Annotated in this window: 27 protein-coding genes; 16 read left to right on the top strand and 11 right to left on the bottom strand. The window is 74.7% G+C overall.

Annotated elements, in window-relative coordinates:
* Nucleotides 1–137 precede the first annotated feature (137 nt).
* A complete protein-coding gene (locus tag J2S41_RS17115; RefSeq protein ID WP_310368870.1) occupies nt 138–842 on the top strand; it encodes a CDP-alcohol phosphatidyltransferase family protein in 705 nt (234 codons plus the stop codon).
* A 51-nt stretch (nt 843–893) separates the two neighbouring features.
* Nucleotides 894–1814, top strand: a complete 921-nt coding sequence (locus tag J2S41_RS17120; protein WP_310368871.1) for an endonuclease/exonuclease/phosphatase family protein — start codon at nt 894–896, stop codon at nt 1812–1814.
* Between the two features lie 49 nt (nt 1815–1863).
* Here the strand turns inward: J2S41_RS17120 and J2S41_RS17125 are convergent, their stop codons facing one another.
* Nucleotides 1864–2667 carry an alpha/beta fold hydrolase gene (locus J2S41_RS17125; RefSeq protein WP_310368872.1) on the bottom strand — a complete coding sequence of 268 codons (804 nt, stop codon included), beginning with the start codon at nt 2665–2667 and terminating at the stop codon, nt 1864–1866.
* A 153-nt stretch (nt 2668–2820) separates the two neighbouring features.
* Here J2S41_RS17125 and J2S41_RS17130 point away from each other — a divergent pair, with 153 nt between their 5' ends.
* Together J2S41_RS17130 and J2S41_RS17135 are read left to right on the top strand one after the other, a co-directional pair.
* Nucleotides 2821–3492: a GOLPH3/VPS74 family protein gene (locus J2S41_RS17130; RefSeq protein WP_310368873.1), complete on the top strand. Its 672-nt coding sequence runs from the start codon at nt 2821–2823 to the stop codon at nt 3490–3492.
* 108 nt (nt 3493–3600) lie between these two features.
* Entirely contained in the window at nt 3601–4182 is a 582-nt protein-coding gene (locus J2S41_RS17135) for a choice-of-anchor C family protein (RefSeq protein WP_310368874.1), read from the top strand.
* A gap of 522 nt (nt 4183–4704) precedes the next feature.
* Here J2S41_RS17135 and ribA read toward each other — a convergent pair.
* On the bottom strand, nt 4705–6003 hold the full coding sequence (gene ribA, locus J2S41_RS17140; RefSeq protein WP_310368875.1) for a GTP cyclohydrolase II RibA: 1299 nt from the start codon (nt 6001–6003) through the stop codon (nt 4705–4707).
* 110 nt (nt 6004–6113) lie between these two features.
* Here ribA and J2S41_RS17145 point away from each other — a divergent pair, with 110 nt between their 5' ends.
* From J2S41_RS17145 to J2S41_RS17160, 4 genes are read left to right on the top strand one after another with little or no spacing between them, the layout of a single operon-like run.
* A complete protein-coding gene (locus J2S41_RS17145) occupies nt 6114–7061 on the top strand; it encodes a zinc-dependent alcohol dehydrogenase (RefSeq protein WP_310368876.1) in 948 nt (315 codons plus the stop codon).
* A 4-nt stretch (nt 7062–7065) separates the two neighbouring features.
* Nucleotides 7066–7452: a 6-pyruvoyl trahydropterin synthase family protein gene (locus J2S41_RS17150; RefSeq protein WP_310368877.1), complete on the top strand. Its 387-nt coding sequence runs from the start codon at nt 7066–7068 to the stop codon at nt 7450–7452.
* Nucleotides 7445–8539: a glycosyltransferase family 4 protein gene (locus J2S41_RS17155; RefSeq protein WP_310368878.1), complete on the top strand. Its 1095-nt coding sequence runs from the start codon at nt 7445–7447 to the stop codon at nt 8537–8539. The genes J2S41_RS17150 and J2S41_RS17155 overlap by 8 nt, the downstream gene beginning before the upstream one ends.
* Complete coding sequence (locus J2S41_RS17160; RefSeq protein ID WP_310368879.1) at nt 8536–9204, top strand: HAD family hydrolase; 669 nt, start codon at nt 8536–8538, stop codon at nt 9202–9204. Before J2S41_RS17155 ends, J2S41_RS17160 begins: the two co-directional genes overlap by 4 nt.
* Nucleotides 9205–9208: 4 nt before the next feature.
* On the opposite strand, the gene J2S41_RS17165 is transcribed toward J2S41_RS17160, so the two are convergent.
* Together J2S41_RS17165 and J2S41_RS17170 are read right to left on the bottom strand one after the other, a co-directional pair.
* Entirely contained in the window at nt 9209–9850 is a 642-nt protein-coding gene (locus J2S41_RS17165) for a GOLPH3/VPS74 family protein (RefSeq protein ID WP_310368880.1), read from the bottom strand.
* Nucleotides 9851–9959: 109 nt separating this feature from the next.
* Nucleotides 9960–10697, bottom strand: a complete 738-nt coding sequence (locus J2S41_RS17170; RefSeq protein ID WP_310368881.1) for an SDR family oxidoreductase — start codon at nt 10695–10697, stop codon at nt 9960–9962.
* Nucleotides 10698–10789: 92 nt separating this feature from the next.
* Between J2S41_RS17170 and J2S41_RS17175 the strand changes: the two genes are divergently transcribed.
* Nucleotides 10790–11371: a TetR/AcrR family transcriptional regulator gene (locus tag J2S41_RS17175; RefSeq protein ID WP_310368882.1), complete on the top strand. Its 582-nt coding sequence runs from the start codon at nt 10790–10792 to the stop codon at nt 11369–11371.
* Between the two features lie 25 nt (nt 11372–11396).
* On the opposite strand, the gene J2S41_RS17180 is transcribed toward J2S41_RS17175, so the two are convergent.
* Nucleotides 11397–12053 carry a response regulator gene (locus tag J2S41_RS17180; RefSeq protein WP_310368883.1) on the bottom strand — a complete coding sequence of 219 codons (657 nt, stop codon included), beginning with the start codon at nt 12051–12053 and terminating at the stop codon, nt 11397–11399.
* Nucleotides 12041–13243 (bottom strand): sensor histidine kinase, encoded by a 1203-nt coding sequence (locus J2S41_RS17185; protein ID WP_310368884.1) that lies wholly within the window; start codon nt 13241–13243, stop codon nt 12041–12043. The genes J2S41_RS17180 and J2S41_RS17185 overlap by 13 nt, the downstream gene beginning before the upstream one ends.
* Nucleotides 13244–13414: 171 nt before the next feature.
* Between J2S41_RS17185 and J2S41_RS17190 the strand changes: the two genes are divergently transcribed.
* The 4 genes from J2S41_RS17190 to J2S41_RS17205 all read left to right on the top strand — a co-directional run bounded on the left by J2S41_RS17190 (nt 13415) and on the right by J2S41_RS17205 (nt 17127).
* Entirely contained in the window at nt 13415–13672 is a 258-nt protein-coding gene (locus J2S41_RS17190) for a hypothetical protein (protein WP_310368885.1), read from the top strand.
* Entirely contained in the window at nt 13672–14406 is a 735-nt protein-coding gene (locus J2S41_RS17195; RefSeq protein ID WP_310368886.1) for an ABC transporter ATP-binding protein, read from the top strand. Before J2S41_RS17190 ends, J2S41_RS17195 begins: the two co-directional genes overlap by 1 nt.
* Nucleotides 14407–14410: 4 nt before the next feature.
* Nucleotides 14411–16933: an FtsX-like permease family protein gene (locus J2S41_RS17200; protein WP_310368887.1), complete on the top strand. Its 2523-nt coding sequence runs from the start codon at nt 14411–14413 to the stop codon at nt 16931–16933.
* A 68-nt stretch (nt 16934–17001) separates the two neighbouring features.
* Nucleotides 17002–17127: a hypothetical protein gene (locus J2S41_RS17205; RefSeq protein ID WP_310368888.1), complete on the top strand. Its 126-nt coding sequence runs from the start codon at nt 17002–17004 to the stop codon at nt 17125–17127.
* 10 nt (nt 17128–17137) lie between these two features.
* Here the strand turns inward: J2S41_RS17205 and J2S41_RS17210 are convergent, their stop codons facing one another.
* The 3 genes from J2S41_RS17210 to J2S41_RS17220 are packed head-to-tail and all read right to left on the bottom strand — an operon-like array spanning nt 17138 to nt 19090.
* A complete protein-coding gene (locus J2S41_RS17210; RefSeq protein WP_310368889.1) occupies nt 17138–17950 on the bottom strand; it encodes a siderophore-interacting protein in 813 nt (270 codons plus the stop codon).
* Nucleotides 17951–17999: 49 nt separating this feature from the next.
* Nucleotides 18000–18605: a dihydrofolate reductase family protein gene (locus J2S41_RS17215; protein WP_310368890.1), complete on the bottom strand. Its 606-nt coding sequence runs from the start codon at nt 18603–18605 to the stop codon at nt 18000–18002.
* Nucleotides 18606–18664: 59 nt separating this feature from the next.
* A complete protein-coding gene (locus J2S41_RS17220; protein WP_310368891.1) occupies nt 18665–19090 on the bottom strand; it encodes a MarR family winged helix-turn-helix transcriptional regulator in 426 nt (141 codons plus the stop codon).
* A gap of 57 nt (nt 19091–19147) precedes the next feature.
* Between J2S41_RS17220 and J2S41_RS17225 the strand changes: the two genes are divergently transcribed.
* The gene (locus tag J2S41_RS17225) at nt 19148–20134 is read left to right on the top strand and encodes an alcohol dehydrogenase catalytic domain-containing protein (RefSeq protein ID WP_310368892.1); all 987 of its coding nucleotides are present in this window, start codon (nt 19148–19150) and stop codon (nt 20132–20134) included.
* A gap of 622 nt (nt 20135–20756) precedes the next feature.
* On the opposite strand, the gene ligA is transcribed toward J2S41_RS17225, so the two are convergent.
* Nucleotides 20757–22907 carry an NAD-dependent DNA ligase LigA gene (gene ligA / locus J2S41_RS17230; RefSeq protein ID WP_310368893.1) on the bottom strand — a complete coding sequence of 717 codons (2151 nt, stop codon included), beginning with the start codon at nt 22905–22907 and terminating at the stop codon, nt 20757–20759.
* Between the two features lie 26 nt (nt 22908–22933).
* Here ligA and J2S41_RS17235 point away from each other — a divergent pair, with 26 nt between their 5' ends.
* Nucleotides 22934–23059, top strand: coding sequence for a hypothetical protein (locus J2S41_RS17235; RefSeq protein ID WP_310368894.1), 126 nt, complete (start codon nt 22934–22936; stop codon nt 23057–23059).
* Nucleotides 23060–23069: 10 nt separating this feature from the next.
* On the opposite strand, the gene J2S41_RS17240 is transcribed toward J2S41_RS17235, so the two are convergent.
* Nucleotides 23070–24893: a rhamnogalacturonan lyase gene (locus tag J2S41_RS17240; protein WP_310368895.1), complete on the bottom strand. Its 1824-nt coding sequence runs from the start codon at nt 24891–24893 to the stop codon at nt 23070–23072.
* Between the two features lie 258 nt (nt 24894–25151).
* Here J2S41_RS17240 and J2S41_RS17245 point away from each other — a divergent pair, with 258 nt between their 5' ends.
* Nucleotides 25152–26228: a serine hydrolase domain-containing protein gene (locus J2S41_RS17245; RefSeq protein WP_310368896.1), complete on the top strand. Its 1077-nt coding sequence runs from the start codon at nt 25152–25154 to the stop codon at nt 26226–26228.
* Nucleotides 26229–26502 lie beyond the last annotated feature (274 nt).

Genomic DNA, 26502 nt, shown 5'->3' on the forward strand with positions numbered 1-26502 from the left:
CGGTCGACGTCACCTGGAGGTACGAGCATTTCGCGGATCCGGTTCGATGATCCGGTGAACCGTCCGCCGCGAGTTTCCGTGTTGACAGAACGCGACCGCGGCGAGCCGCCGTGGTCACCCGGCATGGAGGATGCACAGTGACTGCAGGCGTATGGACCGGCACGGTCAGTCCCCTTCGCGGCCCCGCGGCCGGGCTGCTCGCGCAGTTCGCCGTGCTCGGCGGCCTCACCGCCGCGGTCGGTCTCGGCGCGGGCGGCTGGGTGACCGGCACGGTCTACGCGCTCGCGCTCTGCGCCCTGCTCGCCCGCGCCATGCACCGCTCCGGGCTGCGCGTGTTCGGCCCGGCCAACGCGGTCACGCTGTCCCGCGCCACCCTGGTCGGCGGCGTCACCGCGCTGGTCACGGAGGCCCGTACCCCGGTCGCCGTGCTGGTCGTGCTCGCCTCCGTCGCGCTGGTGCTGGACGGCGTGGACGGCGTCGTCGCCCGCCGCACCGGCAGCACCTCCCCGTTCGGCGCCCGCTTCGACGGCGAGGTCGACGCGTTCCTGATCCTGGTCCTGAGCGTGTACGTGTCGTACCACCTGGGCTGGTGGGTGCTGGCGATCGGCGCGTTCCGGTACGCGTTCGTGGCGGCCGGCTGGCACTTCACCTGGCTGCGGGGCGACCTGCCGGTGCGCTACTCCCGCAAGACCGTGGCCGCGGTGCAGGGCGTGGTGCTGGTCACGGCCGCGTCCGGCCTGCTCCCGGGCCTGGTCGCCGGCGTCCTGGTGGCCGCCGCGCTGGCCGCGCTAATCTGGTCGTTCGGCCGCGACATCGCCTACCTGCACCGCACGTACGCCTGATCCGCCCGGCCGCGGCGACCACGCCGGCCCCCGGCCTGGCATGATCCACGCGTGCGCGTGTGGAGGACGATCGTCGCGGTGACCGCGGTGCTGCTGGCCGTGGCGATCGGGCTGCACGGCCTGGTGCCGAACGCGGGGCCGCGGCTGGGCAGCCTGATCGAGACGTTCCTGCCCTGGCTGGGCCTGGGCGTCCCGGTGGTGCTGGTGCTCGCGCTGACCGCCCGGTCACGGATCGTCGTGCTCACCGCCGTGCTGCCGCTGGCCGCGTGGCTGATCGTCTGCGGCGGCAAGCTGCTGCCCGGCCGGGACGCCCCGCACGACCTGACCGTGGTGCAGCACAACCTCAGTGACGAGAACCCCGATCCCGCCGGTACGGCACGCGCGCTGATGGCCGCGCGGCCCGACCTGATCGGCGTCGAGGAACTGCTGCCGGAGAACGTCGCGGCCTACCAGGCGGTGTTCGCCGCCGAGTACCCGTACCGGGCCGTGCACGGCACCGTCGGCCTGTGGTCCCGGTTCCCGATCGCCGAGTCGCGCCTGGTCGACCTGCGCCCGTCCGACGTGGACGATCCCGAGTGGAACCGCGGCCTGCGCGCGGTCGTCGGCACGCCGCGCGGCGACGTCGCGGTCTACGTCGCGCACCTGCCGTCGCTGCGGCTCGGCGCCGGCGGCTTCGGCAGCGAGCGGCGCGACGAGAGCGCCACCTTCCTCGGCAACGCGCTGGCACGCGAGCCGCTCGACCGGATCGTCCTGATCGGCGACCTGAACGGCACCACCGACGACCGCGGCCTGCGCCCGATCCGCGCCGTGGTCACCACCACGGGCCGGGGCTTCGCGTTCTCCTGGCCGGCCGGCACGCCGATCGCCCGGATCGACCAGATCATGGCGCGCTCGCTCACCGTCACCCGCATCTGGACGCTGGACCGCACCGGCAGCGACCACCTCCCGATCGCGGCGCGCCTCAGGTTCTGAGCCCGGGCGCACGATCGCCGCCACCGTGGACAGAGGTCGCGCCGGGCGCTCACGTCCTGGCGGCCAGCCACTCCAGCGCCGGGACCGCGGTCCAGGGCAGCACGGAGATGTGCCCCTCCCCCGGGACGATCCACACCTCGGCGCCGGGGACCAGGTCACGCGCGTGCGCGGCCGGCACCACCCGGTCGTCCGCGCCGTGCGCCAGCAGCACCGGCGCCGCGATCGCGGCCGGGTCGAAGCCCCACGGTGTGACGTACGCCAGGTCGTCGTCGATCAGCGGCCCCGGGCCGTTCGCCACCGCGGGCGCGACCACCTCGCCGAACCAGGACCACTCCCCGTCCAGCGCCGCCCAGTCCGCGGCCGTGAAGTCCGGCGGCGGGGCGCTCACCGCCTCGTGGGCCTCCTTGGCGGTACGGCCGGCGACGGCGGCGCGCAGCCCGGCCTCCGTGACCGGCCCCATGCCGTCGAACCAGGTCTCGTCGCGGTACGGCGCCGGCCCGGAGATCGACGCCGCCGCGGTCACCCGGCCCGGCAGCAGCGCGGCGCAGGCCAGCGCGTGCGGTCCGCCACCGGAGTGACCGAGCACCGCGAACCGGTCCACGCCCAGCGCGTCCGCGACCGTGGCCGCGTCCCGGGCCGCGGACGCGACATCGCGCCCCGGCACCGGCGTGGAACCGCCGTAGCCGGGCCGGTCGTAGCCGATCAGCCGCACGCCCAGCCGGTTCGCCGCCGCGTACAGCGGGCCCGGTGGCGTGCCCACGTTCGGCGTCCCGTGATGCCACATGACCACGCGCGAGCCCGTGCCTCGATCGTGGACCCGCAGCGTCCGCCCGTCCCCCGTGATGACGTCCATGCCCCCATTCAAGTGCAAAGATCGACCGGACCGGTAGCGCCGGCGCGCCCGAAGATCCGTCCCGCGGACGAGCGCGTGCGGCTCGCGGTGGACGCGGTGGGTCCGGCGCACGGCGGATGTGAGCGTTGGCGCTGGTCGCATAGCCTTTCGGACATGACGATCTCGCTGGCTGAGGAACTGGTTCTGCTCGCGTACAACGACGAGGGCAGCGCGTACGGGATGAGTACGTGGCTCGACTACGGCGTGGCCGGCGCGCACCTGGTGGAGCTGGCGCTGGCGGAGCGGATCGAGCTGCGCGACGGCCGGGTCACCGTGATCGACGCGACGCCGACCGGGTCGCCGCCGGTCGACGCGGCGCTGGCCACGATCGCGGCGGACGACAAGCCGCGCAAGGCGCAGGACCTGATCTACCGGCTGTCCAAGCGGGCGCGCACGCCGGTGCTGGACGCGCTGGTGGAGCGCGGCATCCTGGAACGTCGGGCGGAGAAGGTGCTGCGCATCATCCCGGTCACCCGGTACCCGTCCCCGGACGGCGGCGAGCCCGCCGTGGAGACCGAGCGCCGGCGGCTGATGCGCGCGGCGGTCGACGGCACCGACACCACGCCGGACACGCGGACGCTGGCGCTGTGCACCCTGGTCCACGCGCTCGACTGGGAGCGCCGGGTCTTCCCGGACCTGCCGAAGCGGGAGACGCGGAAGCGCCTCAAGGAGCTCGGCGAGCAGCACTGGGCCGGCGTCGCGGTGGGCAGGCTGGTCAAGGAGCTGGCCGCACTCATCGCGTCCACGGTCGCGGCGATCACCGTGGCCGCTGCCGCCGGCGCCTGATCCGCCCACCGGAGCCGCGGTGAGCAGGTAAAATGCGGTAGACGCGCTCCCTCTCGGCCGCCGTTTCGCGCGGCAGCGCCCCGATCGTCCGACGTAGAGGGGGAGATCATGTCACGTCGTGCCGCACCCGTCGTCGCGGGCGCGCTGTCGGTCCTCGTCGCCGCCGCGCCCGCGCCCGCCACGGCGGGCGCGTTCTGGGACAGCTTCGAGGAGCCGCCGGCGCCGGCCGGCGGCTTCCACACGTACCGTCAGGGTGCGGTGGCCGGCCCGTGGACCGTGATCGGCGGTGACGTCGACCTGATCGGCGGCGGTTTCTGGGCGGCGCAGCACGAGGCGCAGTCGATGGATCTGAACGGTACGGCCGCCGGCGCGATCCGCGCGACGTTCCGCACCACGCTGGCCGCCACCTACCGCGTCGGCTTCCGGCTGGCCGGGAACCCGTCGGGCGGCCCGGCCGTCAAGACCGGCGTGGCCGGCATCGACGGCCAGGAGCGGCTGGAGCTCGCGTTCGACACCACCGGCAGGACCACGACCACCATGGGGTACGCGGAGCAGTGGTTCACGTTCCGCGCCACGCGCGCGGAGACGTCGGTGGAGTTCGTCAGCACCACGCCGGGCGCGCACGGCCCGGTCCTCGACAACGTCCTGATCCAGCCCTGCACCATCACCGACTGCACGGCCGGACAGTAACGGCCGGCCATCCACTCAGCCGGCGTTCGCGGACTGAGTGCTCAGTCAGTTACCTGTCGGTCCGTTGAGGACGGTCGCGTGCCCCCGGCGCTCGCGAGGCCGGCGTCGCGCACACTCCCTCGGGACGTCGGCCGACGGGGACTCGTTCCACAGAGGATGACGACATGCGACCGGGATAGGGGCGTGGCGGAAACGGCGAGATTTCCGCAGAGGAACCGAGCCGCGCGGCCGGGGACACGAGCGCGACGGACGCCGCAGGTTCCCGCGGAGAGACCGAGCCGCGCGGCCGGGGACACGAGCGCGACGGACGCCGCGTGGGGTTCCCGCGGAGAAACCGAGCCGTGCGCCGGGGACACAAGTGCGGCGGACGCCGCGGGGTTTCCGTGACCAGCGGCGGAACCGGCTCCGATGCGGCGGCGGAGCGGCGGCGGAGCCGCCGCGAGGTTGGCCCGCGGGAGCATGCGGGCCGCGCCACGCCGGAAGCGGGAAGAGCACGGGGGTCTTCCCGCTTCGGCGGGCCGGTCAGGTGGTGATGTCCCAGCCGAGGAGGAGGGCGTCGCCCGCGGTGTAGGCGGTGCGGTTCGTCAGGCTGAGGCCGGTGGGGAGGCGGGTGTCGCCGGGGGTTTCGGTGGTGGCGGAGATGGCGACGATCAGGCGGTCGGCGAGGCCGGCGTCGAGCAGCGACGTGATCAGCCGGGCGCCGCCCTCGACCAGCAGGGTCTGGACGCCGCTGCGGCGCAGTTCGGCGAGGACCGTGGGGAGGTCGACGCCGTGCGGGCCGGCGGAGACCTCGCGCAGGCCGACGCCGGCGGCCTGGATCGCGTCGGCGCGGGCGGCGTCGGCGGCCTTGGTGGTGAAGACCGTGGTGGCGGCGTCGCCGCCGAAGACGCGCGCGGTGAGCGGCAGGTCGAGGTCGCCGTCCAGGACCACGCGGAGCGGGTGGGCGCCGGGGACCAGCTCGACCGTGAGGGACGGGTCGGTGCGGCGGACGGTACCGGCGCCGACCATGACCGCGTCGGTGGCGGCGCGCAGCGCGTGCTCCTCGGCCGTGGGGATGCCGGGGTCGCGCTGGATGCGGCCGTCCAGGGTCTGGGTGACGCGGACCATCACATACGGGCGGTCCGGGCGCGGGCGGATCCGGCCGATCAGGCCGCGGACGTCGATGCCGGCCTCCGGCACGGTGACCGGCTCCGCGCCGATCGGGGCGACGTGGCCCATCCGCGCGGCCTTCGTGGTGAGGTAGGCGGCGTTGCGCGCGTGGGCCGCGGTCTGCAGGCCGACCATGGTCTGCACGGTGAGGCCGCCGGCGCGCAGGCCCTCGACCTTGTCCGGGTTGTTCGACATCAGGTTGACCGACTCGACGCCGATCGCGCGCAGCACGTGCGCGGACTCGCCGTAAGTGCGCGCGTCCGCGGGCAGGCCGAGGCGCAGGTTCGCGTCCAGCGTGTCCGCGCCGTTGTCCTGCTCGACGTACGCGCGGAGCTTGTTGACCAGGCCGATCCCGCGACCCTCGTGGCCGGTGATGTAGAGGACCACGCCACGCCCGGCGGCGGCCACGGTGCGCATCGCGGTGCGCAGCTGCACGCCGCAGTCGCAGCGCAGCGAGCCGAGCGCGTCGCCGGTGAGGCACTCCGAGTGGAGGCGGGTGAGCACGGGCTCACTGCCGGTGACGTCGCCGCGGATCAGCGCGAGCAGCGTGTGCCCGGCCGCGGTCTCGAAGACCCGGGTCCGGAACTCCCCGTACGGCGTGGGAATCACCACGGAACAGACCTCGACCGGCGCGGGCGCCGGATCGCCCGTTCGCTGTGGCGGAAGAATCATGGCACCTTTGCTACCACGTGGATCAGCCACTGCCCACCGCCAGACCGATAAATGCCCACGCCGGGGCTATATGGCTATATGTCCATTAAAGAGATCTTTGGGGGAAGTCCGTGAAAGCGCGCGCCGTCCGGTTCCTGGCACCGCGCTCGGTCGCGGTCGAGGACGTGCACCTCGACGACCCGACCGGCGATGAGCTGCTGGTACGCACCGTCTACTCCGGAATCAGCGCGGGCACGGAGCTGCTGGCCTACCGCGGCGAACTGGACGCGGAGACGCCGCTCGACGAGACGCTCGCCGCCTTCGAGGGTGGCTTTCATTACCCGTTCGGGTACGGCTACAGCGCGGTCGGCCGCACCCCCGACGGCACCGCGGTCTTCGCGTTCCACCCGCACCAGTCCCACTTCACCGCGCCCGCCGCCGACGTGCTGCCGCTGCCGGACGGCCTGGATCCGCGGCTGGCCACCATGTTCCCGCTCGTCGAGACCGCGTTGCAGCTCAGCCTCGACGCGGGCCCGGTGCTGGGCGAGACCGTGCTGGTCACCGGCCTCGGCGCGGTGGGGCTGCTGACCTCGCTGCTACTCACCCGGGCCGGCGCGGAGGTGGTGGCGCTGGAGCCGCAGCAGTGGCGGCGCTCGCTGGCCGGCTCGGTCGGCATCACCGCGCGGCACCCGGACGAGTCGGACGCGCGGGCGGCGCTGCTGGTGGAGACGTCTGGTGCCCCGCGCGCGCTCGCGGACGGGCTCGGGCGGCTGCGTCACGAGGGCACCGCGCTGGTCGGCTCCTGGTACGGCACCAAGCCGGTCTCCCTGCCGCTCGGCGGCGACTTCCACCGCCGCCGCCTCACCATCCGCTCCAGCCAGGTGTCCACGATCCCGGCCGCGCAGCAGGACCGGTGGACCCGCGACCGCCGCCGCGCCACCGCGCTGGCCCTGATGCCGGGGTTGCCGCTGGCCGCGCTCGCCACCACGGAGTTCGCGTTCGAGAACGCGCCCGCCGCCTACGAGGCACTCGACCGGGGCGCACCCGGAGTCCTGCACGCGGCGCTGCGATATGAATGAGGGCATGTACGAAGTCGGCACCTCCCGAGAAGTCCGCGCTTACCACACGATGCCCGGAATGCCCCCGCCCGAGGGCGAGCGGCACTCCCACGACTACCGCCTCGACATCCGCGTCACCCGCCCCCGGCTGGACGCGCGCGACATGGTCGTCGACCTCGACGTGCTCAACGACGCGCTGCGCGGCGTGACCGACCGGCTGCACGAGGCCGACCTGGACGAGATCGTCGGCAAGGAGACCACCAAGGACGCGGTCACCGTGGAGGTCTTCTCCCAGTGGCTGCACGCGGTGCTGGCGAGCGCGGTCGGCCCGGTCGCGGGCGCCACACTGCACGTGCGCGTCTGGGAGGACCCGCGGATGTACGGCGGATACGAGGGCCCGCTCGGTGACTGACCTCGCCGTCTCGCTGCTCACGCTCGGCGACCCGGCCACGATGACCGGTGGTTACCTCTACCACCGGCGCGTCGCCGACCGGGCGCCGCGCTTCGGCGCGCGGGTCGACTTCGTGTCGCTGCCGTCCTGGCGGTTCCCGCTGCCCGCGCTGGCCGGCGCCACCATGCTGCGCCGGATCCGGGCCGCCGCGCCGGACGTGCTGCTGGTCGACAGCATCGTGGCCGGGCTGGCCGGGCCGTGGCTGGCCGCGACGCGCGGGCTGCCGCCGATCGCGGCCATCCTGCACCAGCCGCCCGGCGGCATCGACCACGCCTCCGGCCGTCAGCGCGCGCAGGCCTCGCTGGACCGGGCCTTCTACAAGCGGGTCCGGCGCATGATCGTCGCGTCCGAGGACCTGGCGAACACGCTTCGTGGCCAGGGATTCGACCCGGCGCTGCTCGCGGTCGTCCCACCGGGCCGGGACGCCGCCGCCGAGCCGGTCGACCCGCCCGGCGACCTCCGGCAGGGCCGGCAGGTCGCGATCCTCTCGGTCGGCAACTGGATGGCGCGCAAGGGCCTGCTCGACCTGCTCGAGGCGTTCTCGAATCTGCCGCCCGGCGCCGCCACGCTGCACCTGGTCGGCGACGAGACCGTGGAGCCCGGCTACGCCGCGCGCGTCCGGGCCCGGCTGCGACGGCCGGACCTGCGGGACCGCGTCGTCACGCACGGCGTCGTCACGCCCGCCGAGGTGGCCGGCTTCTACCGCCGGGCCGACGTCTTCGCGCTGGCGAGCACGCGCGAGCCGTACGGCACGGTCTACGGCGAGGCGATGGCGGCCGGGCTGCCGGTCGTCGGCTGGAACGCCGGCAACCTCCCGCACCTGGCCACCCACGGCGTGGAGGGGCTGGCGGTGCCGCCCGGCGACCGGGTGGCGCTCACCGCCGCGCTGCTGCGCCTGGCCACCGACGACGCGTACCGCACCGCGATGGCCACGGCCGCGCGACGGAAGGCCGACACGTTCCCCACCTGGGACGACACGTCCCGCATGCTCTTTACCGAGCTCCGCGCGCTGGCGGAGCACACCACTGTCAGGGAGGCGCAGCCGTGACCCGGTTCGAGGCGGTCCTGTTCGACGCGGGCGATACGCTCATCCGCCTCTCCGGCAGCGGCGAGACGCTGCTGCACCGCGCCGCCGCGGCCCGTGGCGCCGGCCCGCTGGACGCGGGCGAGGTGAGCGCGGCCTGGCAGCGGGTGCTCGACCGCAGCAGCACCGCCGAGGAACTGGCGAAGGGCCGCGACCTCTCCCCCGACCGGCATCGCCAGGTGTGGACCGCGCTCTACGCCGAGGCCGGCTGCGACAAGCTGCTGCCCGGCCTCAGCGACGACCTCTACGAGCTCACCGTGGCCGCGGAGTCGTGGGAGGCGTTCGAGGACACCCTGCCCACGCTGCACGGCCTGCGCGAGCGCGGCCTGCGCGTCGGCGTGGTCAGCGACACCGGCTTCGACCTGCGGCCCGCGCTCGACCGGCTGGGCATCACGCCGTACGTGGAGACGATCGTCATGTCCTTCGAGCACGGCGCCTGCAAACCGGCCGTCACCTGCTTCACCGCGGCGGCGGACCGGCTCGGCGTCGCCCCGGACCGCACGCTGATGGTCGGCGACAACCCGCTCACCGACTCCGGCGCGGTCGCGGCCGGCATGTTCGCGTTCCTGCTGCCGAAGCCGGCCCCCACCGGCCCGCGCGGGCTGCACCACGTGCTGAACCTGGTCTGACCTCTCAGGTGATCACGGCGGGGAGGACGGCCGCGATCGCCACCGCGGCCTCCACCGCCGCCAGCGCCCCCGTCACGCCCGCGCCGTCGCGCAGCCGCGCGAGCCGCTCCCGCAACCGCGGCGCGGGCACGTCCGGGAAGATCACGCCGTCCCAGCCGAGCGCGCCGACCAGCACGCAGAGCGCGGCCGTGCGCGCGTCCACCGGCCCGTCGCCCGCCACGGCCGCGGCCATCCGTCGCCGCGCGCCGGTCTCCTCGGCCGGTTCGGCGCCGTGCGGGCTCGGGAAGCGCGTCCGGGGGAACACCAGCAGCACCCGGTCCCGTACCCGCTCCAGCACCCCGGCCGCGACCAGCCGGTCCAGCACCGCGTCGGTCCCGTCCCGGCCCAGCTCCACCACCCACTGCCGGGCCGGCATCGCCTTCTCCGCGGCGAGCCGCTCCAGCGCCGCGTCCACCGTGGCCATGCCGGTCGGCGCCCGATCGACCACGGTCACCAGGTCACCGTCGACCGCGACCCGCCCGGCGACCACCAGCTCCAGCAGGCACGCCCCGCCGACGCCGTGCGGCAGGAACCGCGCGGTGCCGTGCGGCCTTCCGTCGTCGCCGTAGGCGAGCAGCACGATCTCCTCGGCCAGTGAGAGCATCATGATCGAAATCATATTCCCGCTCCCGGCGTGGTCGCCTCCCGGTGCTCCCGCGGGCACCGGTCGTCGCCGGCGCTCCTCCCTGCCGGTCCCGCGGTGCCCGCGAGCGGCCTCAGTCCTGGGCGGTGGCGCGGACCACGAGGTCGTTGACGTCGACGGAGGGAGGCTGGGAGATGGCGTACGCGATCGCCTCGCCGATCGATTCCGGTGCGATCGCGACCCGGTCCCTGGCCGCGGTGAGCGTGGCCCGCATCCGCTCGTTCGGGATCGTGTCGGTGAAGCCGGTCCGCACGAACCCCGGCGACACGACGGTGACCCGGAAGCCGCCCCCGCCCTCCTGGCGCAGCCCTTCGGAGACGGTGCGGACCGCGTTCTTGGTCGCGCCGTAGACCGTCATGCCGGGACGGACGGCCAGCCCGGCGACGGAGACGACGTTGACGAAGTGTCCGTCGCCCTGCGCGCGGAAGACCGGCAACGCGGCGGCCACGCCGTACAGCACGCCCTTGAGGTTGACGTCGATCATCGCGTCCCACTCGGCCACGTGCAGGTCGTCGAGGGGCGAGATGGGACCGATGCCGGCGTTGCTGACCAGCACGTCCAGTCGCCCGAAGCGCTGCCGGGCGAGCGCGACCAGGGACGCGAGGTCGGCACGCCGGGTGACGTCGGTGACGGTGACGGCGGCCGCTCCCCCGGCCTCGGTGATCTCCGCGGCGATCCGTTCCAGGCGGTCGGCGCGGCGGGCGCCCAGCACGACCCGGGCGCCGCGCGCGGCCAGCATGCGAGCGGTCACGGCGCCGATGCCGTCGCTGGCCCCGGTGATCGCGACGACCTTGCCCTCGATTCCTGACATGGAGCACCCCTTAGACTTAAGCGGACAGCTGTCCGCGGACGTCTTCACGCTAGCGGACAACTGTCCGCTTAGCCAAGGGAGGGATGAGCCGGATGGCGGAGGGCACGGCGCGGCGCGCGGACGCGGCGCAGAACCGGGAGCGGATCTTGACGGCCGCACGGGAGGAACTGGCCCGAGCGGCCGACGTCAGCATGCACGCGATCGCGAAGCGGGCCGGCGTCGGCCAGGGCACGCTCTACCGGCACTTCCCGACCCGGGAGGCGCTGCTGCTGGCGGTCTACCGGCACGACGTCACCGAACTGGTCGACGCGGCGACGACGCTGCTGGCCGAGACGCCCGACCCGGTGCTGGCGCTGCGGCGCTGGCTGGACCGGCTGGCCTCGTTCGGCCGGGTCAAGCACGGGCTGGCCGGCGCGCTGCACGCGGCGACGTACGCGGACCTGAGCGCCGGCCACTACCGCCCGGTCGTCGAGGCGATCGCGCTGCTGCTGCGCGCGGGCCGGGACGCCGGCCGGATCCGCGACGACGCCGACGCCGAGCACCTGCTGCTGCTCGTCGGGTTTCTCTGGCGCGGCGACCCGGACCCGGACCGCGACCGGCGGAACGGGCACCTGCTGGACATCGTGCTGGACGGGCTGAGTACCGCCCCGCGGATACCGCTGCCTCGCCGATGAGCGGCCGGGCGGCTCGCACACACCGTCAGCGGCTGGCCTCGCCGCGGAGGTAGTGCAGGACGGCGGCGACCCGGCGGTCGGTCTGGTCGTCCGGTGAGAGTTCGAGTTTGGCGAAGATGCTGCGGATGTGCTTGTGGACCGCGCCGTCCGTGACGAACAGCTTCTCGGCGATGGCGGCGTTGCCGAGGCCCTCGGCCATCAGCGCGAGCACGTCGCGTTCGCGAGGGCTCAGCCGCGCGAGTTTGGAGTCGGGGCGGGTGCGGGTGAGCAGCTGTGCCACCACCTCGGGGTCGATGGCGGTGCCGCCGCCGGCCACCCGGTGCAGCGCGGCCATGAACTCCTCGACCCGGCCGACACGCTCCTTGAGCATGTAACCCAGGCTGCCGCCGCCCTGGGTGAACAGCTCGGTGGCGAACGCCTGCTCGACGTACGCGGAGAGCACCAGCACGGCGAGGCCGGGCCGCCGGCGGCGCGCCTCGACGGCGGCCTGGATGCCCTCGTCGGTGTGGGTGGGCGGCATGCGCACGTCGACGATGGCCACGTCGGGCTCGTGCTCGTCCACGGCGGCGAGGAACGTCACCGGGTTGTCCGCGGTGTCCACCACGTCCAGGCCCTCCGCGCGCAGCAGCAGCGCCAGGCCCTCGCGCAGCAGCGCGTCGTCCTCCGCGATCACAATCCGCACGGCAGCTCCACCTCCACAGTGGTCGGACCGCCCACCGGGCTGGTCAGCGTGACGGTGCCGTCGTGCGCCTCGGCCCGGCGGCGGATGCCGGTCAGGCCGGTCCCGCCGTCGGCGTCCGCGCCGCCGTGGCCGTCGTCCGTGACGACCAGGCGCAGCACGTCCGCCGCGCGGGTGAGCGTGATCGAGGCCCGGGAGGCGCCGCTGTGCTTGGCGACGTTGGTCAGCGCCTCGGCGGCCACGAAGTACGCGGTCGCCTCCACGGACGCCGCGCACCGGCCGGGCACGTCCGCGTCGACCGTGACCGGGACCGGGCAGGTCGCGGCCAGCGAGGCGAGCGCGTCGGGGAGACTTCGATCGGACAGCACCGGCGGCAGGATACTGCGCACCACCCCGCGCAGCTCCGCGAGGGCCAGTTCGGCCGCGCTCTGCGCGCGCTCCAGGATCTCGTCCGCGGTGTCCGGGTCCCGGCGGACCGCGCGCCGGGCCGCGCCGAGCAGCACGTTCACCGCGACCAGCCGGTTCTGGGTGCCGTCGTGCAGCGCGCGCTCGATGCGGCGCAGCTCCACCGCGTGCGCGTCCAGCGCGGCGGCGCGGGTGGCGGTCAGCTCCGCGATCCGCATCGCCATGTCCTCGCCGGGCGCGGGCCGCAGCAGTCGCCGGCCGGGCAGCTCCTGGAGCGTGACCAGGTACGGCAGCGCGTACAGCGTGAGCAGCAGGTATCCGGCGCCCATCAGCCCGACCAGCCAGGCGCCGCCCTGGGTGCGGATCAGCGGCCAGCCGATGGCCGGCGTCGCGTCCGCGGCCGGGACGAACCGCCAGTAGAGCGGGAACAACCCGTCGCGCACGATGTCGATCGCGATGGTCAGCCCGACCGCGCCGAGGAAGAACCCCACGGTGGCGTGCAGCCCGAGCCAGCGCAGCTCGCGGCCGGTCGCCGGGTCGGTGAGCACGGCGCGCAGCTCACTTTGCGGCGGCAGGCCGGTGGGCAGGCCGAGGCGGCGGCGCTCCACGTCCGCGACCGCGCGCAGCCGCCCCATGGCGAACGGCGCGACGCGCGGCAGGACCAGCGCCAGCGCGAGCGGCCACAGCGTCAGCAGCGCCAGGGTGCCGGTCCACATGCCGGTCCCGGCGCGCTCCACGGCCGTGATCCCGATCCGGAGGCGCCGTTGGACGGCCTCGGCGACGGACATGCGATGCCTCCCGGTGAGCGAGTGCTTCCCGGCGACCGTAGGCCACGGGCCGGTAGGCACGGCAAGGGGCGCGGCCGGAAAGTACAGCCTGCTGTACCACGGCTGGGCAGTGCGCGGGATCGGCGACGAACGGGCCCGCCCATAGCGTCGAAGACATCGAGAGGACCCCCCGTGAAGGAGTTCGACATGGCCGCCGACCCGTACCGACTGACCGATTCCGACCCGCAGGACCCGCAGGACCCCTCGCGGACGCCGCAGGACACCCAGAATCACCGCACCCGGCTGGTGCTCTGGGTGGTGCTGGTGGTCAGCGCCGGCCTCAACGCCGCGCTGTCGACCGTGAACGTCTGGGCCGGCTCCGCGGTCGGCGTGATCGTGCTCGGCACCGCGGTCGCGCTGGTCGTCAACTACCGCAAGGGGAAGCGCTGATGCTGGCCACGACCACGCGCACCGCGGTGACGCTGGAGGACGTCGTCAAGACGTACCCCGGCGGCGTCCGCGCCCTGGACGGCGTGTCGCTGTCCGTGGACGCCGGCACGTTCCTGGCCGTGATGGGCCCGTCCGGCTCCGGCAAGAGCACGCTGATGCACTGCGCGGCCGGGCTCGACACACCGACCAGCGGACGGGCGTTCATCGAGGGTACGGAGATCAGCCGGCTCAACGAGACGAAGCGCACCGAGCTGCGCCGCGCCCGCGTCGGCTTCATCTTCCAGCAGTACAACCTGCTGCCCTCGCTCAGCGTGGCGGACAACATCACGCTGCCGCTGCGCCTGGCCGGGGCCGCGCCGGACCGCGAGTGGATCGGCACGCTGGTCGACCGCGTCGGCCTGGCCGGGCGTCTGCACCACCGCCCGTCCGAGCTGTCCGGCGGGCAGCAGCAGCGCGTCGCGGTCGCCCGCGCGCTGGTCAGCCGGCCGGCCGTGGTGTTCGCGGACGAGCCGACCGGCGCGCTGGACATCCGTACCGCCCGGGAGGTCCTTGATCTTCTGCGGGCGCTCGTCGACGAGTTCGGCCAGACCGTCGTCATGGTCACCCACGACCCGGCCGCCGCCGCCCGCGCCGATCTCGCGCTGGTGATGGCGGACGGGCGGATCGCCGACACGATCGTCGCGCCGGCCGCGCCGCACCTGGCCCGCCGGCTCACCGAGCTGGAAACGGAGTAACGCCATGCTGTACCTCGCCGCACGCATGGCCCGGCAGCGGATAGCCGGGCTGGTCGCGGTCGCCTGCGCCACGATGGGCGGCGCCGCACTGGTCGCCGCGATCGGCGTGGTCGCGGAGTCCGGCCTGCGCGGGCACCCCGACCCGGGGCGCCTGGCGCCGGCGGACGTGGTGGTGTCCGCGCCGCAGCTCTATCAGGTGCCCGAGGACCTGCCGATCGCGCTGCCGGAGCGGGCCGGCGTGCCGTCCTCGCTGGTCACCGCGCTGGCCGGGCTGCCCGGCGTGACCGCGGCGATCGGCGACGTGACCGTGGCCGCGGCCGTGTTCGGCCCGGACGGGCGGGTGCTGCCGGTCGAGGGGCACGGCTGGTCGTCGACCGCGCTGCTGCCGGGCACCGGGACCGGGCCGACCGGCACCGAGGAGGGCGGGCGGCCGACCGGCATCCCGGACGGGCTGACCGCGCCGGCCGGCGACGCCGAGGTGGCGATGGACGCCGCGACCGCGAGCGCGGCCGGTGTCGCGCCCGGCGGGACCGTGCGGCTCAGCTCCGGCGGGCGGACCGGCGACTACCGGGTCACGGCCGTGCTCGACGCCGGCGGCCCGGCCGTGTACTTCGCCGACCGGACCGCGATCACGCTCAGCGGCCGTACCGGGGACCGGGTGGACCTGGTCGCGCTGCGCACCGAGCCGGGCCGCGCGGACGAGGTCGCGGACGCGGCCCGCGCGCTGGACGGCGGGCTCGCGGTGAGCACCGGCGCGGCGCGCGGCGACGTGGCGGACCCGGCGGCCGCGGCGGCACGGCGGATGCTGCCGCTGCTGGCCGGGTCGCTGTCCGGCGTCACCCTGGTGGTGATGGGCATCATCGTCGGGGGCGCGCTCGCGGTCGCGCTGGCCGGGCAGCGGCGCGAGCTGGCGCTGCTGCGCGCGGTCGGCGCCACGCCCCGGCAGATCCGCCGGCTCGCGACCCGGCAGGCGCTGATCGCCTCCACCGTCGCGTCGATCCCCGGCGCCGCGCTCGGCTACCTGGTGGCGGAGGCGTTCCGCGGGCTGCTGGCCGGGCTGGGCATGGTCCCGGCCGGGCTGCCGCTGCTGTGGAGCCCGCTGCCGGCCGTGGCCGCGGTGCTGCTGATGGCGCTGACCTCGTGGATCGCGGCGCTGTGCGCGGTGCTGAAGACCTCGCGGATGCCGGCGACCGAGGCCGTGGCCGGCTCGCGGACGGAACCGCGTACCCCCTCGGTCTGGCGCTTCTCCGCGGGCCTGGTCGTGCTGGCCGGCGCGAACGCGCTGGCGGTGCTGCCGCTGGTGTCGCGCACCGAGATCGGCGCCGCGACCACCGCGATGGCCGGCATCCTGGCCGCGGTCGGCCTGGCCATGTCCGGTCCCGGCCTGCTGGCCCGCGCCGGTCGCGCGATGGCACGCCGGCTCCCGGCGCGGGCGGCGGCGCCGACGTGGCTCGCGGTCGCCAACACCCGGGGGTACGCGGTGCGCACCGCCGCCGCGATCAGCACGCTCGCGGTCGCGGTGGTGTTCACGCTCACCTACGCGCTGACCCAGACCACGGTGCTGGCCGGCGCCACCCGGGACCTCACGGACGCCACCCGCGCCCAGCTGTCCGTGACCGCGCCGGCGCTGGGCCGGGTGCCGTCCGAGCTGGCCGGCGCGGTCCGGCAGGTGCCCGGCGTGACCGGCGCGGCGATGGTCGGCGACACCGCGGTGATCTGGACGTACCGGCTGTTCGGCGAGGAACAGGTGGAGCCGTCGGCCGCCACCGTGCTGACGCCGGACGCCGCGTCCGTGCTGGACCTGGACGTGCGCGACGGCGACCTGAGCGGGCTGACCGGTGCCACGGTCGCGGTCGACGCCGGTGCGGCGCGCGCTCGCGGCGTGGGGGTGGGCGACGAGATCACGCTGGCGCTCGGCGACGGCACGCCGGCCACCGCGCGGGTGGTCGCGGTCTACGGCCGCGGTCTCGGCTTCGGCCCGGTCGTGCTCTCCCGCGACCTGGCGGCCGGGCACGCCACCGGCCTGGACCAGCGGCTGCTGGTGCGCGCGGACTCCGCGGCGGCGATCGCGGCGGTGGAGGCGCTGGTCGCGTCCCGGCCGGGTACGGTGGCCGGCCCGGCCGACCCCGGGTCCGCGCGCGTGTCGCCGGAGCTGTGGCTGAACATCGCCGTGCTCGGCGTGCTGCTCGGCTACCTGCTGCTCGGCATCGCGAACAAGCTGGTCACCGCGACCGCGCAGCGCCGGGACGAGCTGACGCTGCTGCGGCTGACCGGCGCGACCCCGGCGCAGGTCCGCGCCATGCTGCGCGGCGAGGCCACGCTGATCTGGGTCTTCGCGACCGTGGGCGGCGTGGGGCTGGCGGTCGTACCGCTGATGCTGCTGTCCCTGGGGTTCCTGCACCGGCCGTGGCCGGCCGGGCCGTGGTGGATCGGCCCCGCGGTGGTGGGGGTGGTGGGCCTGCTCGCGTTCCTCAGCGTCGAGATCCCCGGCCGCCGGGTGCTGCGCGACGCATCCGTGGCGGTCTGACCGGGGTGGCCGGGCGCTCCCGGCCGCTCCGGCGTACCCTGTGTCCACTGAGGAGGGGGTGGGTGGTCGTGGAGTCGCGCAGGCGGTACGTGGAGCGTGCCGCGTCCGGGCCCGGCTACCTGGCGATAGTGGGCACGGCCGCGGTCGTCGTCGGCGTCGTCTCCGCGCTGCTGGAGGCCTGGGCCCCGTGGTGAGCGCCGCCGCTCAGTCCTCGCCGGAGAGCGCGCCCGCCGCGCCCTCCCGCCAGTAGCCGCGGACCGCCACCCGCTCGGCCGGCAGGCCCCGTTCGTGCCGGAAGTGGGTGCGCAACGCGCGCATCACCGCGGCCTCGCCCGCGCCCCAGACGAACGAGCCGGGCCCGATCGGCACGCCGCGCACCGCGTCGATCACGGTCTCCACCGGCGCCGCGCCCAGCCGGCGGAGGTCGGCCGGGCGACCACCGCCGAGCACCCGCTCCGGGCCCTCGGCCAGCACCAGCACCCGGACGACCGCCTCCGGCGGCAGTTCCTCCAGGAACCGCTCGGCCGCGGGCAGCCCGGTCTCGTCCGCGATCAGCAGGTAGTCGTCGCAGTCGGCCGGGAAGACCTGGCTGACCCGCGGCCCGATCACGCCCAGCGCGTCGCCGGGCGCGGCCGTGGTGGCCCACCGGCCGGCCGGGCCGTGCGCGTGCAGCACGAAGTCGAGCGTCAGCTCCACGGCGTCCGCGTCGAACCGGCGCGGCGTGTAGTCGCGGATCGCGCTCGCGTCCCGGCGGCCCGGCGCGGGCAGCGCCAGCTCGCCGGTCTCCGGGTCCGGCACCACGATCCGCACGTGGTCGGCCGCGGCCAGCGGCACCCACGGGAAGTCGGCCTCCAGCTCCGGCCCGCCCAGCACGACGCGGCGCATGGTGGGGCTCAGCTCCTCGACCCGGAGCACCTCGAGCCGCCGTCGCCGCTCCTGGTGGGACACGCGTCGCACCAGCCCGGCGCCCCTGCCTCCCTCGCGCGCCGCGGTGCCGCGGCCAGTCGGTTGTGTCACCGGTCCATTCTGCTGCCGCGCCCGGGCACGCCGGAGCAGGGGGTCCGGCTCAGTCGCTCATGTCGCCGGTGCCGGGAGTGCCGGGGCGCAGGCCGTACCGCAGCAGCAGCACGCCCTTCGGCGAGGTGAACGGCGGCTCCAGCAGCTCGAGGCTGGACGGCACCGCGCCGCCGTCGAACACCTTCTTGCCGACGCCGAGCACGATCGGGTGGATCCACAGGTTCAGCCGGTCGAAGAGGCGCTCGCGCAGCAGCGACTGCACCAGGTTCAGGCTGCCGATCACGTGGATCTTCTCGTGCGTGGCCCGCACCTTCTCCACGGCGCCGGCCAGGTCCGGGCCGAGCAGCGTCGAGCCGGCCCAGTCCAGCGCGGGCGTGCCGCGCGAGGCGACGTACTTCGGGATGCGGTTGAACAGCCGGGCGATCACGTCGTCGCGCCCCGGCCAGTACGCGGCGAAGATGTCGTAGGTGCGGCGGCCGAGCAGCAGCGCGTCCATCCCCTCCATGCCGGCGAGCACGCGCTCCCCGGTCGTCTCGTCCGACAGCGGCGCCTGCCACCCGCCGAACGGGAAACCCTCCGGGTCCTCGTGCGGTCCGCCCGGCGCCTGCCCGACCAGGTCCAGCGTCGCGAACAGGTCGATGTGAACGATGCCCATGATGTCCTCCTCGTGGTCCGTCACCGGTACAGACCCGCGACGGCGCCGGAACTCATCGGTCATCCGCCGAGCCGGGTGAGCAGCCGGCCGACCAGCTCGTGCAGCCGGTCCCGATCCGCCGGCGGCAGCACCGGGTCGACGGCCTCGGCCACCGCCTCCGCGTAGGTGACGGACGCGGCGGCGAGCGTGTCCCGGCCGGCACCGGTGAGGGCCAGGCGGCTGGCGCGGCGGTCGTCCGGGTCCGGCTCGCGGGCGAGCAGGCCGAGCGTGACCATCCGGTCGGCGAGCTTGCTCGCGCCGCCGACCGTGATGCTCATCCGCTGCGCGAGGTCGCCGACCCGGGCCGGGCCGCCGGCCAGCGCGTGCAGCGCCTGGAAGCGGGCCAGCGTCACATCGTGCGCGTCGCGCAGGCGCGCGTCGACCCGATCCCAGAGCAGGATCTGCACGCGGATCAGGTCGTCCAGCCAGGTGATGCGGTCGCTCACGGAATCTCCTTTTATGTTCCTTGGAATATTCTTCCACGGAATGCGTTGGCGAGTGGCATGACCATGCGAGCTGTCGTGCTGACCGGTCCGGGACCGGTCGAGAATCTGTCCGTGCGGGATCTGCCGATCCCGGAGCCGGAGCCGGGGTGGGTACGCATCGCGGTGCGCGCGTTCGGCCTGAACCGCTCCGAACTGCACCTCCGGCTCGGGTACGCGCACAACGCCCGCTTCCCGATCGTGCCCGGCATCGAGGCCACCGGCGTGGTGGACGCCGCGCCCGGCACGGACCTGCGGCCCGGCCAGCAGGTGGTGGCCATGATGGGCGGGATGGGCCGCGCGTTCGACGGCGGCTACGCGGAGTACACGGTGGTGCCGCGCGCGCAGGTGATCCCGTTCCGGTCCGAGCTGCCGTGGGAGGTGCTCGGCGCGGTGCCGGAGACGCTGCAGACCGCGTACGGCTCGCTCACCGTCGGCCTCGACCTGCGCCCCGGGCAGACGCTGCTGATCCGGGGCGGCACGTCCGCGCTCGGCTACGCCACCGCGGCACTGGCCCGCGACCTCGGCGCGACCGTGCTCGCCACCACGCGGCAGCGCGCCCGCCTCGATGACCTCGCCGCCCACGGCGTCGATCATCCACTGCTCGACGACGGCGCGGTGGCCGCCTCCGTCCGCCGCATCCTGCCGGACGGCGTGGACGCGGCGCTGGAACTGGTCGGCACGCCCACGCTCCCGGACACGCTGGCGGCCACGCGCGTGCACGGAACCGTGTGCATGGCCGGAATGCTGTCCAACGTGTGGACCGTGCCGGACTTCTACCCGATCGCCTACCTCCCGGCCGGCGTGCGGCTGACCGGCTACAGCGGCGACGCGTCCGACCTGCCGCCGGCCGTGCTCCAGCGCGCGCTCGACCAGATCGCGGCCGGCACGCTCACGCTCGGCCCGATCACCACCTACCCGCTCGACCGCATCCGCGACGCCCACCACGACATCGAAACCAACGCCATCAGCGGCAAGGCCGTCGCCCTCCCCCACCCACCCCTCTAGCCCACACCCCCTCCCCGCCCTCCCGCCCGCCACGCCGTCGCACACCGACGCCCTCCGCGCCGTCGCACGCCGTCGCCCTCCGCGCCGACGCCCGCCACGCCGTCGCACGCCGACGCCCGCCACGCCGTCGCACGCCGACGCCCTCCGCGCCGATCTAGGGAGGATTCACGCTTTTGGAGATCGAAGTGCTGGAATCCGCCCTAGATCGGCACGGAGGGGGCGGCGGCGGTGCGCCGCGGGCCGTGGGCGCACGCCGGACGGAGCCCGCGGCGGGCCGAGCGCCCGCCCCAGGCCGGGAGCCCGCGGCAGGCCGGGAGGGCACCGCGGGCCAGAAGGGCACCGAGGGCCAGAAGGGCACCGAGGGCCAGAAGGGCACCGCAGGCCAGAAGGGCACCGCAGGCCAGAAGGGCACCGCAGGCCAGAAGGGCACCGCAGGCCAGAAGGGCACCGCAGGCCAGAAGGGCACCGCAGGCCAGAAGTGCACCGCGGGCCGGGAGGGCACCACGGGCCAGCAGGGCACCACGGGCCAGCAGGGCACCACGGGCCAGCAGGGCACCGCGGGCCGGGAGGGCACCGCAGGCCGGGACCCCACCACGGGCCGGGAGCCCGCGCGGGGCCGGGGTCAGAAGGCGGCCAGGGAGGGCTGGTCGCCCGCGTCGTGGGCTGCCAGGAGGGCGGCGAAGCGGTCGGCCGGCATGATGCGGATGCCGAGTTCCTCCGCCTTCGCCGCCTTGGAGCCGGCGCCGTCGCCGACCACCACCAGCTGCGTCTTCTTCGAGACGGAGCCGGAGGACTTGCCGCCCAGCCGCTCGACCGCCTCGTTGCCCTCGTTGCGGCTCAGGCCGGGGACCGAGCCGGTGACCACCACGGTCATCGGCGTGCCGTCCTCGTTCCGCAGCGGCAGCCGCGCGCCGCCGCCGGCCGCCTCCGCGGTCGAGCCCGACTCGGCGGCGGCTGCCGCGGCGCGCTCCGAGGCCGGGATGACGCCCGGCTCCACCAGGTTGACGCCGCGGGCCGCCAGCTTGTCGATGATCGGGGCGAGTTCGCGCAGCTCGGCCGCGATGGTGGCGGCGCGCTCCGGGCCGACGCCCTCCACCTCCTGCAGTTGCTCGACGGAGGCGCCGGTCAGCTCGCCCATGGTGCCGAAGTGGCGGGCCAGCCGCCGGGACATCGACCGCCCGGTCATCCGCACGCCGAGCCCGGTCAGCACGCGGGACATCGGCTGCGTCTTGGAACCCTCGATGTTCGCGATCAGCTTGGCCGCGGAGGTGGCGCCGAGCCGCTCCAGCTGCGCGACCGCCGCCACGTCCAGGTCGTAGAGGTCGGCCGGGTCGGTGACCATGCCGGCCGCGACCAGCGCGCGGATCACCTTGTCGCCGAGGCCCTCGATGTCCATCGAGTCGCGGGCCGCGAAGTACGCCAACGACTCGGTCGCGCCGCACGCGCGGCCCTGCGTGCACCGCCAGCGCTTCTGCGAGCGGTCGATCTCGCCGCCGCAGCGCGGGCAGTGCTCCGGCGGCGTGAACGCCACCGAGTCGGCCGCGCGCTCGTCCAGTTTCGCCCCGGTGATCTCCGGGATGACCTCGCCGGCCCGGCGGACGAAGACGGTGTCGCCGACGCGCACGTCCCGGCGCACCAGATCGTCGAAGTTGTGCAGCGTGGCGGAGGTGACCACGACGCCGCCGACCTGGACCGGCGCGATCACGGCCACCGGGGTGATCACGCCGGTGCGCCCGACCTGCACCTCGATCGCGGTGAGCGTGCTGGTCCGGGTGTCGGCCGGGAACTTGAACGCGGTCGCCCAGCGCGGCGCGCGGCTGGACGAACCGGCCGCGTCCCGGTCCGCCGGCGCGTCCGCCTTGATCACCGCGCCGTCGATGTCGAAGCCGAGCTTGCCGCGCAGCGCGCCGAGCGAGGTGACCGCGTCGACCAACTCGTCCGCGGTCGCGCAGCGCGGCATGCCGGCCGGCGACTGCGCGGTGGTGGTGACGCCCAGCTCCGCGATCGCGGCCATCGCGGCGCTGTGCGTGAGCCCCTCACCGTCCGGCAGGTCGTGCACCGCGTACGCCAGGAAGGACAGGGGCGCCAGGTACGCCCGGTCCTGCGCGCGCAGCGTGCCGGCGGCGGCGTTGCGCGGGTTCGCGAACGGGGCGCCGCCGTGCGCGACGCGCAGCTCGTTCGCCCGGGCGAAGTCGTCGTCGGTCATGAAGACCTCGCCGCGCACCTCCACCGTGACCGGCCGGGTCAGCCGGCCGGGCAGCCCGGCGACCGCCCGCGCCTGTGCGGTCACGTCCTCCCCCGCCGTGCCGTCGCCGCGCGTCGCGACCTGCACCAGGGCGCCGTCGACGTAGCGCGCGGCGATCGCCATGCCGTCGATCTTCGGCTCGACCGTGAACCCGGCGACCGGCCGGCCGATCACCTTCTCCAGGCGGGCCGCCCACTGCCGCAACTCGTCGGAGTCGAACACGTTCGCCAGGCTCAGCATGGGGGTGCTGTGCACGACGTCGCCGGCCACGCCGCCGCCGGCCGCGACCACCTCGGTCGGCGAGTCCGCCACCGCCCACTCCGGGTGCGCCGCCTCGCTGGCCGAGACCCGCGCGAACAGCGCGTCGTAGGTCGCATCGTCCATGACGATGTCCTCGCCCGCGTAGTACGCCGCGGCGGCCTCCCGCATCCGCGCGATCGCCTCCCGGTAGTCGTCGGCGGTGGCGAACGGCGCGGCGTGCGCCGCGTCGACGACGGGTGCGATCTCGTTACCGGCGGTCGTGGGCATGAACACTCGTCTCCTCAAGCTGCTGCGTGACGGTGTTCTTCATACTCCAGAGGTACGACAACTTCCGGCATCCCGCCGCCACGGGCGTCCGCGGCGGCGGGATGGCGATCCGCTCGTCGGCCGCCCCGGCGGCGCACGTGCGTACCCCGTGATAGGTCTTGCTCAGCCGATCGCGAAGCTCGGGTGCGGCGGCTGGTTGTAGGCGGTGTTCTGCCAGGCGACCGCCGCGCGGTACATCCGGTCCTGCATCAGCGACACGCGGGAGATGCTGGTCGGCTCCGTGGTCTGGTAGATCCGCAGCGCCGTGTTGTTCGTGGTCGGCCAGATCACCTCCTCGCGCCAGTCGCCGAGGATGTCGGCCTGCAGCGACGGGGTCGCCTTGGTGCCGTTGTTGGAGTGCACGCCGCCGGCGGACAGCAGCGTGGTGTCGGCCGATGTGCCGTACTTCCTGATGGTGGTGCCGTCCAGCAGTTCGCGCTGGCCGTCGCCGTCCCACCAGATGACGAAGTTGGCCGAGGACGGCTTGCGCCCGATGTTCGCGCCGGACGTGTTGCGCAGCCCGTCGACCGCGTTGGACCAGGACTCCGCGCCGGGGCTGCCGGACCAGATGTCGGCGGAGACGCCGCGGCCGTTGTCGCAGCCGCAGGCCGGGTTCGACCAGATGATCGCGCCGGTGCGGGCGTCCGCCATGTACGCGGCGAGCTTCGTCCCGTCCTCGTCGACCTTGAACACCTCGAGGCCGCCGCGGCTGGGGATTAGGTCGCCCACGTGCAGCGCGTCGCCGTGCCCCTGGCCGGTGCGCCACAGCCCGGCGCCGTTGTCGTCGATCGCGATCGCGCCGTAGACGATCTCGTCGCGCCCGTCCGCGTCCACGTCGGCGATGGACAGGTTGTGGTTGCCCTGCCCGGCCCAGGCGGAGCCGTTGGTCGAGGAGTTGCTGTCGAACGTCCACTTGCGAGTGAGTGCGCCGTTGCGGAAGTCCCAGGCCGCCACCACGGTACGGGTGTAGTAGCCGCGCGCCATGATGATGCTCGGGTACGACCCGTTGAGATAGGCCGTGCCGGCCAGGAACCGGTCCACCCGGTTGCCGTAGCTGTCACCCCACGACGACACGTTCCCGCGCGGCGGCACGTAGTCCACGGTGGCCATCGCGCGCCCGGTCTGTCCGTTGAAGACGGTCAGGAACTCCGGCCCGGCCAGGATGTAGCCGGAGCTGTTCCGGTGGTCCGCGCTCGCGTTGCCGATCACGGTGCCGGCCCCGTCGCGCGTGCCGTCCGCGGTCTTCATCGCCACTTCGGCCCGGCCGTCCCCGTCGTAGTCGAAGACCTGGAACTGCGTGTAGTGCGCGCCGGCCCGGATGTTGCGCCCGAGGTCGATGCGCCACAGCCGGGTGCCGTTCAGCTCGTACGCGTCGATGAACACGTTCCCGGTGTAGCCGGACTGCGAGTTGTCCTTGGCGTTGGACGGGTCCCACTTCAGCACGATCTCGTACGCGCCGTCGCCGTCCAGGTCGCCCACGGACGCGTCGTTCGCCGCGTACGTGTAGGCGACGCCGTCCGGGGTGGTGCCGCCGGCCGGCACCTGGATCGGCACGTCCTGGCTGCTGGCGAGCGTGCGCACCGGCTCCTCCGCGGCCAGGGTCTCGACGCCGCCGGTGACCGGCCGGACCGTGTAGGTGGCGTTCGCGGGCGCGCCGGCGTCGGTGAAGTTCGTGGCAGGCGCGGTGCCGATCCGGACGCCGTCCCGGTACACGGTGAACGTCACGCCGGCCGGGTCGGACCGCAGCAGCCGCCAGGAGAGGAAGTTGCCGCGGTCGGTGCGGATGCTGACCAGGCCGCGGCCGAGGTTCGCGGTGTCGTCGACGGCGGCCGGCGTCCCGCCGGTCGCGGGCTCCGTCTCCGCCGCGTGCGCGACGGTCACGCCGCCGCCGGTGAGCAACAGCCCGGTGGCGGTCAGCAGCACGTACCGTTTCTTGAGACGTTTCATCTGCGGGGGTCCCCTGCGCTCGAGGCCGCGGTCCGCGTGAGGGTCCGGCCGGTGCCGGTCGGTGGCCGGCACCGGCGGCGGGCGCGGCGGGCCACGGCCGTGCGGTGCGCTTCCCGGTGGCGGCGGAAAGCGGTTTCCCAGGCCGCTTAACCTAGGCGTTACATTGCAAACTGTCAATACCTGGTAGGGTTGTCCCCCGCCCTGGCAGTCGGGCTCGCGGGAGTGCGCACGCCCCGGCCCGGCCGCCATGCTGGCCGCATGCGAATCGTCCTGCTCCGATGCGCGCTCGCGGCCACGCTGCTGCTGACCGTCACCGCGGCCGCCGCCGGTCCCACCCGCCTGCAACGGGACGTCGACGCGCTGCGGGCGCTCGGCGTCACCGCCGCGCTGGCCCGCCTCGAGACCACGTCCGGCACCACGATCGCCACCGCCGGCACGCCCACGTCCGACCCGTACCTGCGGATCGGCAGCACCACCAAGGCGTTCGTGGCCGTGGTCGTGCTGCAACTGTGCGCGGAGGGGCGGCTGTCGCTGGACGCGCCGGTGCCCGGCGTGCCGGCCCGCGTGACGGTCCGGCAGCTGCTCCAGCACACCAGCGGCATCCACGACTACACACAGGACCTGCTGCCCGACTACCTCACGCCCGACGACTACCGGCGCAACCGCTGGCGCACCTACGCACCGGACGAACTCATCGGCATCGCGTTCCAACACCCCTCCACGGGTACGGGCTGGAGCTACTCGAACACCAATTACCTGCTGCTCGGGCGGCTGATCGAGCAGGTGACCGGGCACAGCTGGGAGCACGAGGTGCACGCCCGCGTCCTCCGCCCGCTCGGCCTGCGCCACACGATCACACCGGGCACCTGGCCGTACCTGCCGCAGCCGCACGCCCGCAACTACCTGCGCTTCGCACCCGGGGCGCCGTTGACCGACACCACCGTCGCGGTCCGCGGCCTGGACAGCGGCGCGGACGGTTCCATGATCAGCACGGCGTCCGACGTGAACGCGTTCCTCCGCGCGCTGCTCGGCGGCCGGCTGCTGCCGCCCGCACAGCTCGCCGAGATGCGCACGCTGGTCACGGTCCCGGACGACCAGGGCTACCCGTCCGGCAGCGGCGACGGACTCGGCATCTTCTATCGCCCGCTCCCGTGCGGCGGCGGCCACTGGGGCCACGGCGGCAACGGCTTCGGCTACTCCGTCTTCCCCGGCATCGACGTCGAGCGCGACCGCGTCCTCACCGTCTCCGTCTTCACCCGCACCGCCGACCCGGCCGAGAACGCCACCTGGGACGCCGCCATCGACACCCTCGTCACCCACGCCTTCTGCGACTGACCCGTTCCGGCCCGTGGGCGCGGCCACCGCCGCGCCCACCCGATCACGGCGAGACTCGCGGCAGTTCCGGGACCAGCGGCGGGACCGGCTCCGATGCGGCGTCGGAGCGGCGGCGGAGCCGCCGCGAGGTTGGCCCGCGGGAGCGTACGGGCGTGATCACGCCGGAAGCGGGAATACGAACGGTTGTCAAAGGTGCGCGAACCGCGGTGGCCGGCCCGGCGGCCGGTGAGTGCGCTCTCTCAGGGAACCGGCAGTTTCGGCACCGGGAGCACTG

The sequence above is a fragment of the Catenuloplanes atrovinosus genome (assembly GCF_031458235.1).
GTDB lineage: Bacteria > Actinomycetota > Actinomycetes > Mycobacteriales > Micromonosporaceae > Catenuloplanes > Catenuloplanes atrovinosus.

Excerpts from the sequence above, each read along its gene's own strand:
- J2S41_RS17135 (WP_310368874.1), top strand. The coding sequence starts at position 3,601 with ATGTCACGTCGTGCCGCACCCGTCGTCGCGGGCGCGCTGTCGGTCCTC.
- J2S41_RS17165 (WP_310368880.1), bottom strand. The coding sequence starts at position 9,850 with ATGATGCTCTCACTGGCCGAGGAGATCGTGCTGCTCGCCTACGGCGAC.
- ribA (WP_310368875.1), bottom strand. The coding sequence starts at position 6,003 with ATGATTCTTCCGCCACAGCGAACGGGCGATCCGGCGCCCGCGCCGGTC.
- J2S41_RS17150 (WP_310368877.1), top strand. The coding sequence starts at position 7,066 with ATGTACGAAGTCGGCACCTCCCGAGAAGTCCGCGCTTACCACACGATG.
- J2S41_RS17225 (WP_310368892.1), top strand. The coding sequence starts at position 19,148 with ATGACCATGCGAGCTGTCGTGCTGACCGGTCCGGGACCGGTCGAGAAT.
- J2S41_RS17170 (WP_310368881.1), bottom strand. The coding sequence starts at position 10,697 with ATGTCAGGAATCGAGGGCAAGGTCGTCGCGATCACCGGGGCCAGCGAC.
- J2S41_RS17130 (WP_310368873.1), top strand. The coding sequence starts at position 2,821 with ATGACGATCTCGCTGGCTGAGGAACTGGTTCTGCTCGCGTACAACGAC.
- J2S41_RS17245 (WP_310368896.1), top strand. The coding sequence starts at position 25,152 with ATGCGAATCGTCCTGCTCCGATGCGCGCTCGCGGCCACGCTGCTGCTG.
- J2S41_RS17240 (WP_310368895.1), bottom strand. The coding sequence starts at position 24,893 with ATGAAACGTCTCAAGAAACGGTACGTGCTGCTGACCGCCACCGGGCTG.
- ligA (WP_310368893.1), bottom strand. The coding sequence starts at position 22,907 with ATGCCCACGACCGCCGGTAACGAGATCGCACCCGTCGTCGACGCGGCG.
- J2S41_RS17175 (WP_310368882.1), top strand. The coding sequence starts at position 10,790 with ATGGCGGAGGGCACGGCGCGGCGCGCGGACGCGGCGCAGAACCGGGAG.
- J2S41_RS17195 (WP_310368886.1), top strand. The coding sequence starts at position 13,672 with ATGCTGGCCACGACCACGCGCACCGCGGTGACGCTGGAGGACGTCGTC.
- J2S41_RS17200 (WP_310368887.1), top strand. The coding sequence starts at position 14,411 with ATGCTGTACCTCGCCGCACGCATGGCCCGGCAGCGGATAGCCGGGCTG.
- J2S41_RS17185 (WP_310368884.1), bottom strand. The coding sequence starts at position 13,243 with ATGTCCGTCGCCGAGGCCGTCCAACGGCGCCTCCGGATCGGGATCACG.
- J2S41_RS17215 (WP_310368890.1), bottom strand. The coding sequence starts at position 18,605 with ATGGGCATCGTTCACATCGACCTGTTCGCGACGCTGGACCTGGTCGGG.
- J2S41_RS17125 (WP_310368872.1), bottom strand. The coding sequence starts at position 2,667 with ATGGACGTCATCACGGGGGACGGGCGGACGCTGCGGGTCCACGATCGA.